The sequence below is a fragment of the Myxococcus dinghuensis genome, assembly GCF_024198235.1.
Taxonomy (GTDB): domain Bacteria; phylum Myxococcota; class Myxococcia; order Myxococcales; family Myxococcaceae; genus Myxococcus; species Myxococcus dinghuensis.
The window spans coordinates 1-13,286 of the sequence record NZ_JAKCFB010000018.1 but is presented as its reverse complement, the minus strand read 5'-3'; the positions used below and the strand labels follow the sequence as shown (position 1 = coordinate 13,286).

The window sequence follows — 13,286 nt, the reverse complement described above, 5'->3', positions numbered from 1 at the left end:
AGGCGTCAGGGCGGGGACGGCTCCGCGACCAGCTCCACGCGCCGGCTTCGCGCGAAGCACTCGGGGGTGCTCTCGTCGCAGGGAGGTTGCTCCGCGCCGCGCGTCTCGAGCACCAGCCGCGCCCCGGACACGCCGAGCGCCTGGAGCCGCGCCGCGACCGACTGCGCGCGCCCCTGACCGAGCGTCGCGTTGACCGACTCCGGCCCCTTCACGTCCGCGTGCCCGCTCAGCCGGACGCGCAGACCGGGGCGCTGGAGCAGACACTCCGCCGCGCGGCGCAGCTCGGCCTCCGCCTCCGGCGACAACCGCGTGTCGAAGAACGCGAAGTACACCGGGCCCAGTCGACAGCGCTCCGGCATGTCGACGTCCCCCGGCGCGTGCGCCACCGACGCACCCGACAACCGGCGCGCCTCCGCGAGCACGTCCTCCACGACCCGCGTCGCCACGTCCATGTCCCGGGGGGAGTCCATCTCCGGGCCGTACTCGATGCCGATGATGGCCTCCGCGGGCTGGCCACGCACCAGGAACGCCGGGCGCCGCTCCCACTCCACCGTCATGCCCTCGACCTCGTAGGCCGAGGAGACGACGCGCACCGTGTCGCCCGCGCGCGCGTCGAGCGTCACACGCGCGCGCATGACGAAGCGGTAGCCTTCCACGTAGGAGAAGAAGGCCGAGCGCCCCTCGTACACCGCCCGGACGTCCAGCGAACTCAACCCCACGGGCAGGGGATGGAGCGCGCCCTCCGCCTCCTGCTCGAGCGGCTTGCCGTCCAGCAGCCACTCGACGGAGCGCAGGAACCAGGCGCCGGAGGTGCCGAGCGCGTCCTCGTGCTGGACCTCCAGCCACGCGCCCGCCGCGTCCGCCCGGGCCGCCGGACCGAGCAGGAGCACCAGCACCACGCAGCCCACGGACACGAGCCGCCCGAGGGCCGTCACACGGCGAGGGACACACCACGACCGGGTCCACCCGGGCGCGCCCTTCGCGGATGCCCCGTGCCCCGGCGGCGCCGGGGAGTGTTCGTGCCATGCCCCCCGCATCGGCGCTCCTCTAGGGTTTCTCCTGGACCGCGGGCGCCTGCGCGGCCGCGGGGCTGGAGAGGATGGGCGGACGGTCCTTGCCTTCCACGGCGCGCTGCAGCTCGATCTCCTGGAGCAGCGCGGCCGGCGCCACGGTGGACACGGGCACGTTGCCGCTCTCCGCGCCGCAGAAGCCGTTGAAGATGCCCTGCTTCTGTCCGGTGGCCAGGATGCGGTTCACCGCCGACAACGGCGTGCCGACGATCTCCACCCCGCGCACCAGCGACTCCTGGCCCGTCTTCACGTCCACGCGGTACACCATGCGAGGCACGCCCTTGAAGGCCTGGTAGCCGTAGTTCGACGTGTTGGTGTTGCCGCCGGTGATGTCGCGGATGATGAGCCCGTAGGGCTTGCCCTGGCGCTTCGCCTCGTCGATGAGCATCTGCTTGAGCTTCGCGTCGCTCACCTGCTTCGTGCTCTCCACGATGAGGTTCGCCATGCGCGCCACCGGCTTGAGGTTGCCCTGGCTGCGGCCATGGCCGTTGGACTGGAGGAAGCCCTCCACCGGGCGCCGTCCGAGCAGGTAGTTGCGCAGCACGCCCTTCTCCACCAGCGCCACCCGCTGCCCCTTCACGCCCTCCTCGTCGAACAGGTAGTAGCCGTTGAGCGGCTCCCCGGCCAACGCCCGCTGGGTCGGGTCGTCGACGATGGTGAGGAACGACGGCAGCACCTGCCGCCCCACCTGCCCCTTGAAGGTCTTCCCCTCGTTGTCCCCGTCCTGACGGTCACCCTCCAACCGGTGGCCCACTGCCTCGTGGAACAGCACGCCGGACGCCTCCGGCGCGAGGATGGCCGGGCCGGTGTACGGGTCGATGGCCGGCGCCTGGCGCAGCGCGAGCAGTTCCTCGATGACCTTCGCCGCGGACTCCCGCACGCGCGTGTCGTCCGGCAGCCCCGCCTCCGTGGGTGCGTAGAAGTCACGCGAGTCGTCCAGCAACTGGCCATCCGGCGCGCGCGTCACCGCCGACACGTGGAGGCCATACAGCGTCTCCTCGGTCACCAGCTGGGTGCCCTCCGTGGAGACGAACAGCCGCGTCACCTTGTCCGCGGTGATGCGCACCTCCGAGTCGAACAACTCCGGGTGCGCGTTGAACTGGGCGGAGATGTCGCGCGCCAGCTTCAGCCAGCGCTCCCGGTTGAAGGGGTTGGTCACCGGGGGCTGCACGAAGGTGGTCGACTTCTCCTTCGTGAAGGACGGCGGACGCTTCGGGTCCTCCACCGAGTAGACGTCCTCGCCCTTCTTCTTCAGGTACTGGAACAGGGCGGACTTGTACTTCTCGTCGGTGATGAGCCACAGCGCGGTGCGCAGCGCCAGCGGCGAGTCGTCCAGCGGCCCCTCCTTGCGGGAGGTGTAGCTGGTGCCCTTGGTGGAGAAGCTGAACTCCAACCCCTCCGCCACGGAGCTGTCGAAGTCGTAGCTGCCCACGCGCGAGTCGACGTACAGCCGCCGCTCGCGGTAGCCGTCGTCGAGGAAGATGGCGCCGTAGCGCGCGGCGATGACCTGCTGGTCGTAGTCCTTGAGCTGGTAGCTCAGGAAGTACGGAGCCTCGTGGGTCTGGAGCTTGAGCTGCTGCTGGCTGCGCGTCAGCTCGCTCGCCATGGCGTCGAGCAGCAGCAGCCGCGGGTCCTGCGCGGGGGCCGCCGCCATGAGCAGGGCCGAGGCCGCCAGCAGGGGAAGGACGGGTCGGGTCAGGGAATGCACGCCCCCACTGTACCCAAACCGCCCCGCAAGACGAGCGGGTCCCCGCCTCCAGGTGCCCCTCCCGACACCTGGAGCCGAGGACCCCTGCCCGGAGGGTCAGCGTCCGGGCCTCGTTCCCGGGCGACCTACGCCTTGGTCACCTTCTCCCGGCCCTGCGCCACGCCCTTGGTGGCGTTGCGGGTGTCGATGACGCACTGGGCGCTCGCCACCACCATGCCGTAGTCGATGCTGGAGTGGTCCGTCAGGATGATGACCGCATCGTAGCCGCGCAGCATCTGCGCGCTCAGCGGCACCGACTTCATCTCCATGTTGAAGCCGTGGCCCTTGTGCAGCTCCGGCACGTAGGGGTCGTGGTAGTCGATCTCCGCGCCCTTCTCCGCCAGCAGCGTCATGACGCGCAGCGAGGGGCTCTCGCGCATGTCGTCGATGTCCTTCTTGTACGCGGCGCCCAGGCACAGCACACGCGAGCCGTTGAGCGTCTTGCGGCTCTTGTTGAGCGCCTCCATCGTCCGCTGCACGACGTAGTAGGGCATCTGCCAGTTCACCTCGCCGGCCAGCTCGATGAACTTGGTGTGGAACTCGTACTCGCGCGCCTTCCACGTCAGGTAGAACGGGTCGATGGGGATGCAGTGCCCGCCCAGGCCCGGGCCCGGGAAGAACGGCTGGAAGCCGAAGGGCTTGGTGCTCGCGGCCTGGATGACCTCCCACACGTCCACGTTCATCCGGTCGCAGAGCATCTTCATCTCGTTGACCATGGCGATGTTCACGCAGCGGTAGATGTTCTCCAGGAGCTTGGCCAGCTCCGCCACGCGCGTGGAGGACACCGGCACCACTTCCTTCAGCGCGCTGCCGTACAGCGCCGCCGCCACCTCGGCGCACTCGGGTGAGAAGCCGCCGACGATCTTCGGAATCGTCTTGGTGTTGAAGTTCTTGTTGCCCGGGTCCTCGCGCTCGGGGCTGAAGGCCAGGTGGAAGTCCACGCCCGCCTTGAGGCCCGTCTTCTCCAGCAGCGGCTTGAGCACCTCCTCCGTCGTCCCCGGATAGGTGGTCGACTCGAGGATGAACAACTGACCACGACGCACGTGCGGCGCGAGCGCCTCACCCGTCTGGATGATGTAGCTCATGTCCGGCTCACGCGAAGCCGTCAGCGGCGTGGGCACGCAGATGATGACGCAGTCCATGTCCTTCGACTTCGCGAAGTCGGACGTGGCCTTCAGCTTGCCCGCCTTGCTCAGCTCGGCGATCGGCGCGCTGGGGATGTGCTTGATGTAGCTCTCCCCCTTCTCGATCTTGTCGATCTTCCGCTTGTCGATGTCGAGACCCATCACCGGGAAGCCCGCCTCCGCGAAGGCCATTCCCAGCGGAAGCCCGACGTAACCCAGCCCCACCACACCGACCTTCGCTTCCCGCCGACGAATACGCTCCAGCAGCGGGCTGCCCACCATCACCCTCATCGTCCTCACCTCTCCTGATGCGACGTGCCGTCGTCCGACGGTCACGCCCCGACCCGACCATTCACCTGAAGACCACGACCCACTTCAAAGCCAAGGGAGGCGTCACCCGCCTCCGGAGCTCCACTGCCACCGCGGGAACCACGCGCCCGTACCCCGGCGAGTAGCGCGACGGCACCAGCTCGCACGCCAGGCCCGCCTCCACGAGGAGCCACGCCACCGGGGCCGCCGCCGGGCCCAGCTCCACCGCGAGCGGCTCGAACTCCACCGGGCCCTCCACCCCACGTCTCGCCCGCGCGAGCACCTGCGCGTCCGGAACCAGCCGGCGCGCCTGCTCGTCGGGGAGGTGGAAGCGGCCCACCACGTCGTGCCGCCCCGTCCCGATGAAGCGATCACACCCCGCCAGCACCCGCTCGCGCCGGTCCAGCCGGAACGCGCGCTCGATGCCCACCGGCGCCTGCAACAGCCGGTAGCCATCATGGCGGACCCGCAACCTGTCCACGTCCATGCTCGGGAGGAAGGCCACCACGCGCGCCTTCGCGTCCTCCGGCAGCGCGAACAGCCGCGCCGCGTCCAGGGGCGACTGCTCCATGCCATCCACCTGCACGGTGTTGTGCATGGCGGTGCCCCGGAACGCGTTTCGCGCCGCGGGGTCCCGCGTGTACGAACCCGTGCCTGGATCCACGATGACGGGGCGGCCCCCCAGGTGCAGCTCGAACGACAGCTTGTCGTTGTGGCTGTGTCCGCCCACCCCGCGCTGGCCCTGCTTGCCCGCGCTCACCGTGACGACCGCGCCACCGCCGCGCAGGATGTGGAAGCCTCCTTCCGGGAGGCTGACGGACATGGGCGCCACCGCCGGCGGCAGCCGACGCCACCGCTCCAACCCATGACGGCCGAGCAGCCACGCCGCCTCGTCGGGCAGCTCTCCGCCGCCCAGCCCCGGGTCGGCGAAGAGCGCCGCGCCCAGGCCCACGAGGTAGCCCTGTTCGGTGTCCCCACGCTCGCGCCACGGGAAGACCCGGCCGGAGTCGTTGTCGCCAATCTGCGGCGCCAGCCCCGTCTCCGAGCACCACGCGCGCACGACGTGGAACATGCGACGCAGGCGGTTCTCGTAGGCGAAACCCAGCGGCACCCCCGCGCCCCTCGCCACCACGTGGGCCAGGGTGAACAGCTCCACCGACAGCCGGTGATAGGGAATCGACCCCTCGAAGGACGTCCCCTCGACGTGGACCTGGGCGGCCATCTGTTCGCACAGGCCACGCACCGCGAGCGCCACCTGGCGGGAGGCGCCCGGCAGCTCCGGGAACAGCAACCCCACCACGAGCAGCCCCACGTGGTTGGACACCAGGTGGTTGTTGGGCACCGCGCCCCGGTCCTCCAGGTGGGCCTCCACCCACGCGGAATGGTCCGCGAGCGCACCCAGCACGGGGACGAGGAACTCCGGCCGCCGCACCTGGGGCGCGTCGGCGAGCATGACGAGCGCCTGCGCCAGGTTCGCCGCGCGCAGCCCCACCTCCATGGCGCACGTCCAATGCACACCCTGCCCCACGGGATTGGCCTGGAGGAAGTCGAGCACCTGCATGACGAACGCGGAAATCAATCGCGCGCGCTCGTCGCCGGGGCCGGCCACCCACGCGCCCTGGGCCAGGGCGATGACGCTGTCGAGCCGGCCCAGCACCCACGGATACTTCGGATCGTTGCCGGTCGAGTGCAGCGGCAGGCGCTCCACGGGCGCGAGCGGATAGCGATGACCGCTCATCACGTCGAGCGACCAGTCCACCGGCCGGCCCTCGCCGAAGGAGACCGGCGTGCCGAAGACGTCCCATTCCTGACGGAGCGCCGCGTGAGCGCGGGCCAGGACGCGCTCACGCGCCCCGGGGATGGAGGTGAGGGCCGCGAGCGCGGAGTCGCGCTGGGACACCTCGCACCACACGCGCGACGCGCGCTGCTCCAGCGCCCGCGCCACCAGCTCGTCGGCGCTCGGGACACTGAAGGACTGGAGGAGCACCGCCTCGTCGGCGCGCTCCCGTCGTCGGTATCGCGCCTGCCGTGCCACGCCTTGCACCCGACGCATCGCGCTCAGGGCCAGGGCCCCGGGAGCCAGTCGAGCGATTGCAGCGTAGTAGTCGAGAGTCCCCATCTGTCCCTTCCGCCACCCGTCGCACTCGCCGTTAGCAAGGGCCCGGCCAAGGGCTTCGCGCGAGGAGTTGAGCGGGGTTGGGCGATCAGCTCGTCCTCGGGGGCAGTAAAAAGTCGGGGGACGTCACACGGGCGTGGGTAAAGGATTGCCGTCAAGCATCCTCTGGACTTCCCACGCTGGGGAGCGTTGCGTCCCCAAGGGGCCATGCCCATACCTCTGCGCGTGCAAGCAGGGGCATGGAGTGGGCGGCACGTCGCAAGCGACCTGGACGCCGGGATGGAAGCGGCGCTCGCGGCGGTCGCCGAGCGCGCGCTGCGCTGTGGCGCGCGGGCCGGCATGGACGCGCTCCTACAGCAGACATTGCATTGGACCGGCGCCTCGGGCGCGGCGCTCTTCGATGGGCGCACGTGCGTGGCGCGCATGGGCACCGGCGTCGCCCGGCTGACATCCGGCCCGGGCGGCCCGCATGTGCTCGAGGTCTGGCCCGACCGGGCGACCCAGGCGAACGGCGCGGTGCTCGACAGGCTGGCCGCGCTCGGTGGCGTGCTGGTGTCCGCGCACGCACGCGAGACGGCCGCCGGCGCACGTCAGGCGCGGCTCCTGGAGCAGCTGCGGGCCCAGGAGCGTGAGCTCGCCAACTGGGAGCGCCGGCGCTCCCGGGCGGCCCACGACCTGCGCACGCCGCTGATGGTCATCAAGGGCTACCTGGACATGATGGTGAAGGGCACCGCCGGCCCGCTCAACGCGACGGTGAACCGCTACCTGGAGCGCATGGTCCGCGTGGCCCAGGACCAACGCGACCTCATCGACCGGCGCCTGGGTCGCCAATCCCTGGCCTGTGTCGAGGACGTCCGCCCCCTCCTCCAGGAGGTGTTCCGGTCGCCCCGCTTCGTGGCGGCGCTGGCCTTGCCGGACCGGCCCGTCTCCGTCCGGGGCGGCGCGCAGGAGGTGGAGTCCTGGGCGCGGGAGCTGGCGCGGGGCATCGCGTCGTCGGGCGCCACGGAGGTGAGCCTGCGCGTGGACGCCGAGGAGGCCACCGCGCGCTGGCGGTTCCACGCGCGGACCCATGGGGGCCGGGGCGCGTCCGAGGCCACGACGACGCGACTGCTGGCGCTGACGCGACGGCTCCGGGGAGAGCTGCTGCTCCCCGGTGCGGGCGAGCAGGTGTGGCTCGCCCGCCTGCCCTCGGAAGAGGCGCCTCGGGAGGAGACGCCGGCGCGGGACTCAGGCCGGCAATAGCTGGCGCACGAGCTCCAGGAGCTTCCCGCGCTCCACCTCGCGCTTGACGAGGTAGCCATCCGCCCCCGCCTCCAGGCCCGCGGCGCGGTCCTCCGGACTGTCGAGCGAGGTGACGAGGATGATGGGCGTGCTGTGCAGCGAGGCATGCGACTTCAGGCGGCGCGCGAGCCCCACGCCGTCGAGGCGCGGCATCTGCCAGTCGCTCACCACCAGTTGGCACGGCGTGCGCTCCAGGATGTTCCAGGCCTCCTCGCCGTCCGCGGCCGTGACCACCGGGTAGCCGGCGATCTCCAGCAGCGACTTCATGGCGAAGCGCGTGGTGAGCGCGTCGTCGCACACGAGGATGCGCGGACGCTGCGCCTCCGGGCCGGACGAGCGCGTCTCCGGCCTGGCCGCGCGCACCAGCTCCGGCGCGTTGAGCACGGGCACCACGCGGCCGTCGTCCAGCACCGCCGCGCCCGCCAGGTGCCGCACGCCCTGCAGGTGACGCCCCAATGAGCGGACGACGATCTCCTGCTGCCCCACCACCTCGTCGATGGCGTACAGCACCTTGTCTCCGCCGACGACGACCAGCGCCGCCGTCTGCACGCGCCCCGACTCGATGGCCAGGGGCAGCCGCGGCATGCCGATGGCCTCCGCCAGCGGGAGGAACGTGAGCTGCGCTCCGTCCACCCGGGCCACCACGCGGCCGGCCACGGTCCCCACGTCGTCCGGCTTCAGCCGAAGCACGCGCTCCACGCTGTCGGAGGGGATGGCGGACACCATGGTGCCGGAGCGGACGAGCAGCCCCAGCGCGGCGGCGAGCGTCAGCGGCAGGTCCACCGTGAAGCGCGTCCCGCGCCCCGGCCAGAACTCCACGTCCACCGACCCCTGCAGCCGCGCCGCCGTGGCCTGCACGACGTCCAGCCCCACGCCCCGGCCCGACGTCGCCGTCACCTGCTCGCGCGTGGAGAAGCCCGGCTGGAACACCAGCCGCGCGGCCTGCGCGTCCGAAAGCTGCGCCGCCGCGGCCTCCGTCAGGAGCCCCTTGCGCACCGCCGTCGCGCGCACCCGCTCCGGGGAGAGCCCTCCGCCGTCATCCTCCACCACGACGGCGATGCGCGCGCCCCGCGGCTCCACGCGCACGGACAAGCGCCCCGTCTCGGGCTTGCCCGCCGCGCGCCGGTCCGCCGCGGACTCCAGGCCGTGGTCGATGGCGTTGCGCACCAGGTGCAGCAGCGGATCCTTCAAGGCATCGAGGATGCGGCGGTCCAACCGCACGTCGCCCCCCGTCAGGTCCAGCGTCACGTCCTTGGCCAGCCGCGCGGACACCTCGCGCACGGTGCGGCGCAGGGGCTCCAGCAGGTTGGACGACGGCACCATGCGCAGGTCGCGCAGGTCGTCGCGCGCCACCTGGGCCACCAGCGCCAACTGCTCGCCGTCGCGGTGCGCCTCGCGAGCGACCTCCAGGAGCCGCTTCTGCATGCCGCGCATCAGCGCCACCCCGGAGCGCAGCGAGTCGAGCGCGGGCCCACCGCCCGTGAGCGCCAGCTGCGAGGCGGCGCGCTCCAGGTGCAGCAGCACCTCGTGCGTGTTGTCGGACAGCGCGCGGTACGCCTCCGCGCGGCGCGCCTGCTGCGCGCGCCCGGACACCAGCAGCTCCACCTGGAGCGTCAGCGAGTCCAGCGTCTTCACCGCCACGCGCACCGTCTGGTCCACCGACGACGCGCTCCCCCGCGACTCCGGACCGGCCGCCACATGGGCCACCGGGGCCGCGGTCTCCACGACCACCGGGGCCGGCGCCGCGCGGGGTGCCTCCACGGCCCGTGGCGAGTCCGGAGACCGGGGACTCGCGACGCCCAGCGCGCTCCGCACCTCCACCAGCGCGCCCGCGACGTCCGACGCGGCGAGGCTCGCCGGGTCGCCCCCGGGCTCCATGCGCGTGAAGCCCAGCGCCGTCGCCTCCGCCAGCGTCGCCACGCGCTCGGCCCCCGTGCGCAGGGCCAGGGCCTTGAGCGCCCGGGCCCGCTCGACGGCGTTGCGGACCACCGCGGCTCGGTCCGGCACGTCCGGCGAGCACAGCGCGCCGAGCGCCGCCTCCAGGAAGTCCAGCGCGTCCAGCGCCTCGTCGGACACGCCCGTCGTCGCGGGGGCCACCTCGACGTCGCGCCCGAGCGAGCGCAGGAGCGCGTCCAGCCCGTCGACGTGGGGCTGCTGGCCGGCGTCACCCCGGGCCATGGCCGCCTCGATGCCGGACAAGCCCCGCAGCAGGACCTCCACCGCGTCGCGGGGCAGGCCCTGCTCGGAGCGGATGGGCCCCAGCGAGTCCTCGATGGCGTGCACCACCTGCTCGATGTCGTCCAGTCCCAGGCTCGCGGCGGAGCCCTTGAGGCTGTGGACCAGCCGCTTCAACGAAGGCAGCAGGTCCCCGTCCCGCTCACGAGAGGGGCCCTCCAGGCCGAGCACCTTGGCTCCAATCGCCTGGATCTGCTCACGCGTCTCCGCGGAGAACACCGGCCAGATGCTGCGCAAGAGCTGCGGATCCATGTCGCGCCCCTATCCCTGCTCCTGCTGCCCCGCGCCCGGGCCCCCGAGCTGCTCCAGCTCCAGGACCGTCAGCCGGTCCGGGGTGAGGAACAGGAAGGGCCCCGGTGGGGGCTGTGACAGCTCCGACTTCGGCAGCTCCTTGCGCCCCTCCACCGTCTCCGCCGCCAGGCCGAAGCACTCCTCCCCCACCTCCACGACGACGATCTTCCCCAGGTCGGACATGCCCCCGCCCTCCAGCCCCAATAGCTGCCGCAGGTCGAGCACCGGCACCACCCGCGAGCGACTCGCCAGGGCACCGATGACGTGCCGGGGCGCGCCGGGCAGCGGTGAGATGCCGCGCGCCTCGATGATGTGGTCCACGTCCTGGATGAGCACCGCGTAGCGCTCGCCTCCCACCTGGAAGGCCAGCACCGACAGCACCTCCTGGTGCGTCTCGTGGCGGGACTCCGCCAGCGCGCGAGCGCGGGCGCCGAGCACCTCGCGCCGCTTCTGCGCGACGGCGTCGACCACCGCCCCCGTCGGGGAGGAGGGGGGCGACGTCATCGCCCCCGGGGATTCGCTGTTCACGGACGTGTCGTCGCCTGGCATTCGAGCGTCACCGGTTGGTCGCGGGCAGCTTCAACATGTCCCGCACCTTCGAGCGCAGGTCGTCCACCGACACCGGCTTGTTGAGGAAGGCGCTGGCGCCCACCAGCTTGCCCTTCTGGCGGCTGGCGTCGTCCTTCAGGGACGTGAGCATCATGAAGGGCGTGTCGTGCAGTTGGGAGTCCGCGCGCACCGCGGCGCACAGCGCGAAGCCATCCATCTCCGGCATCTGCACGTCGGAGATGATGAGGTCCGGCTTGAGCTCCCTCGCCTTGTTGAGCCCGAGAACCCCGTTGGGCGCGTCGAAGAACTCCAGGCCCCAGCCCATCAGATAGACCTGGAGCAAGTTGGTGATGGTCTTCGTGTCCTCGACGATGAGGACGCGCAGGACCTGTCGTGCTGTCGCCACGTTTGCGTTCATAACTGGTACCTACCCACCAGGTCCGAGAAGCGCTTCGAGAGATTGGTCAGGTTTCCAGCCACCTGTTCGATGCGTCGCGTCCCTTCCACGGAGTCTCCCATGGCCGAGGTCAGCTCGCCCATGGCCGCGGCGATCTGCTCCACGCCAATCGTCTGCTGCCGGGTATTCCCGGCGATCTGCCGCGCCGCGCCCGACGACTCCCGAATGACTTCGGACAGTCCGAGGATGGCCGCGCCCGCGCCGCGCGCCAGGTCCATGGCGGCCTGCGCCCGGCGGCTGCCCTCCTCCGTCGCGCTGACCGCCGAGCGCGTCCCCTTCTGGACCTCGTTGAGCAGGCCCCGCACCTGTTCGGCCGCGATGCGCGACTGCTCGGCGAGCGTGCGCATCTCCGTGGCCACCACCGCGAAGCCCCGACCGTGCTCGCCCGCCTTGGCCGCCTCGATGGAGGCGTTGAGCGCCAGCAGGTTGGACTGCTCGGCCACGTCCTTCGACGTGCTGATGATGTCGCCGATCTGGTGCGTGCGCTCGCTCAGCTCCGTGATGGACATGGCGATGGTCTTCACCTGTTCGCCCAGCTTGTCCATGGCCGCCACGCTCTCCGCGACGACCTTCTGGCCCTCCGTGCTGAGCGACTCCGACCGCTGCGTCTGCGCGATGACCGAGTCCGCGTACTGCGTGGCCTGCTTGGACGTCTGGGCGATCTCCGCCACCGTGGTGCTCGTCTCGCTGATGGCGGACGCCTGCTGGTGGGCCATGGCCGACTGCTGCGACGACGTGGCCAGCACGCCCGTGGCCTCCCGCTCCATCTCCGACGCCGCGCCGCGCAGGTCCTCGAGCAGGTGCGCCAGGCCCTCGGACATGGCCGCGAAGCTGCGGGACACCTCGCCGATCTCGTCCGAGCCCTTCGTCTCGAACTGCTGGCGCAGGTTGCCCGCGGCGATTCCCGACGCCGCGCGCGCCAGCCGCTCCAGCGGCATCACCAGCACGCCCGACAGGAACCACGACGCCACCAGGCATCCGCCCAGGATGAGCGCGCCGAGCACGAGGGAGAAGCGCGTGGTGGACCCCAGCGCGTTCGTGAGGGCCTCCTCGTTGAGCGCCACCTGCACCGTCCCCACCCGCTTCGCGGACGCCGCCTGCGAGGAGAACAGCGGCGTGGTCGTCTCCACCACGGCCTCGCCGTTGACGACGAGCCGCCGGTCCTCCGCGTCGTCCGCGCTGGAGGCGGACTGGTCCGCGCCCGCGAAGCGCTCCGCGGCGACCTCCGCCAGCAGGTCCCCCTTCGCGTCGCGCACGAGCACGTAGGCCACGTCGGGCACGTGGCGCAGCACGCCGTGCGCCGTCGCCTGGAGCTTCCCGGCGTCCTGGTTCGACACGAGCATGGGCGTCAGCGTCTTGGACAGCTCCATGCTCACCGAGCGGGTGCGCCGGGCCAGGTCCTCCCGCTGCGCGGTGTTCATCTGCACCCAGAACGCCATGAGCAGCACACTCGCCACCAGCACGCCCGTCACGCCCGTGACGGCGACGATCTTGAAGCGAAGGCTGAGCCGGCCCATCGCGAGCCGCTCCGGCAGTGTCAGCTTCGTTTCTCTCGACTCCACGGTACCTCCCACGGCGGGGCGCGCGCCAAACCGCTAGCGCGCCCCCTGCCAACCAGCCTGGGTTCTCGGTGCCAGGGCCTGCCGCAGGCCCCCCGCCGTCATGGCTTCCACGCCCCGAAGGGGCTGCTCGTCATCCAATCCATCCAGCGCGCGGAGCGCGTTCTGCCGCGACCGCTCCGCGTCCTCGCGCCGCTCCATGCGCCCGTAGAGCGCCACCAGCGTCGCGTGGCCGAGCGCCAGCCTCGGCTCCAGGTACAGCGCCTTGCGCACCGCCTCCACCGCCCCGTTCAGGTCCCCGCGCCCCTCGGCCACCATCGCGAGCAGCAGGTATGCCTCCGGCACCAGCGCCTTCGCCGCCTCACGCGCCAGCGCCTCCGCCTCCACATGGCGCCCGGCGCGGGCCGCCTCCACCGCGCGCGCCAGGGGCGGCGGCTCCGTCGCCTTGTCCTCGTTGGCGGGCGCGACGTCCACGGGCGTCGCCACCACGACGGGCTCCGGGGGCGCCACGCGCGGCAGGGCCAGCGGCGTGGGCCGGGGCGCGGGGG

General features: G+C 71.9%; 9 protein-coding genes and 1 pseudogene. 1 reads left to right on the top strand and 9 read right to left on the bottom strand.

Annotation, left to right across the window (positions count from 1 at the left end):
- Window positions 1-5: 5 nt before the first annotated feature.
- The 4 genes from LZ198_RS43465 to LZ198_RS22960 all read right to left on the bottom strand — a co-directional run bounded on the left by LZ198_RS43465 (window position 6) and on the right by LZ198_RS22960 (window position 6,285).
- The gene (locus tag LZ198_RS43465; RefSeq protein ID WP_253974171.1) at window positions 6-935 is read right to left on the bottom strand and encodes an OmpA family protein; all 930 of its coding nucleotides are present in this window, start codon (window positions 933-935) and stop codon (window positions 6-8) included.
- 112 nt (window positions 936-1,047) lie between these two features.
- Window positions 1,048-2,724 carry a TldD/PmbA family protein gene (locus LZ198_RS22970; protein ID WP_253974313.1) on the bottom strand — a complete coding sequence of 559 codons (1,677 nt, stop codon included), beginning with the start codon at window positions 2,722-2,724 and terminating at the stop codon, window positions 1,048-1,050.
- Window positions 2,725-2,903: 179 nt separating this feature from the next.
- Window positions 2,904-4,223, bottom strand: coding sequence for a nucleotide sugar dehydrogenase (locus LZ198_RS22965; protein ID WP_323382851.1), 1,320 nt, complete (start codon window positions 4,221-4,223; stop codon window positions 2,904-2,906).
- Between the two features lie 70 nt (window positions 4,224-4,293).
- Window positions 4,294-6,285, bottom strand: a complete 1,992-nt coding sequence (locus LZ198_RS22960; RefSeq protein WP_253974311.1) for an alginate lyase family protein — start codon at window positions 6,283-6,285, stop codon at window positions 4,294-4,296.
- Window positions 6,286-6,645: 360 nt separating this feature from the next.
- Here LZ198_RS22960 and LZ198_RS22955 point away from each other — a divergent pair, with 360 nt between their 5' ends.
- Complete coding sequence (locus LZ198_RS22955; protein ID WP_253974170.1) at window positions 6,646-7,608, top strand: histidine kinase dimerization/phospho-acceptor domain-containing protein; 963 nt, start codon at window positions 6,646-6,648, stop codon at window positions 7,606-7,608.
- On the opposite strand, the gene LZ198_RS22950 is transcribed toward LZ198_RS22955, so the two are convergent.
- The 5 genes and pseudogenes from LZ198_RS22950 to LZ198_RS22930 all read right to left on the bottom strand — a co-directional run.
- Complete coding sequence (locus LZ198_RS22950; protein WP_253974169.1) at window positions 7,594-10,134, bottom strand: hybrid sensor histidine kinase/response regulator; 2,541 nt, start codon at window positions 10,132-10,134, stop codon at window positions 7,594-7,596. The two genes, LZ198_RS22955 and LZ198_RS22950, sit on opposite strands and share 15 nt — an antisense overlap.
- A 9-nt stretch (window positions 10,135-10,143) precedes the next feature.
- Window positions 10,144-10,677 (bottom strand): chemotaxis protein CheW, encoded by a 534-nt coding sequence (locus tag LZ198_RS22945; RefSeq protein WP_253974310.1) that lies wholly within the window; start codon window positions 10,675-10,677, stop codon window positions 10,144-10,146.
- 52 nt (window positions 10,678-10,729) lie between these two features.
- Entirely contained in the window at window positions 10,730-11,140 is a 411-nt protein-coding gene (locus LZ198_RS22940) for a response regulator (RefSeq protein ID WP_253974168.1), read from the bottom strand.
- Entirely contained in the window at window positions 11,137-12,696 is a 1,560-nt protein-coding gene (locus LZ198_RS22935) for a methyl-accepting chemotaxis protein (protein ID WP_253974309.1), read from the bottom strand. Before LZ198_RS22935 ends, LZ198_RS22940 begins: the two co-directional genes overlap by 4 nt.
- A gap of 78 nt (window positions 12,697-12,774) precedes the next feature.
- Window positions 12,775-13,286: pseudogene (locus LZ198_RS22930) on the bottom strand (CheR family methyltransferase); the annotation flags it as partial.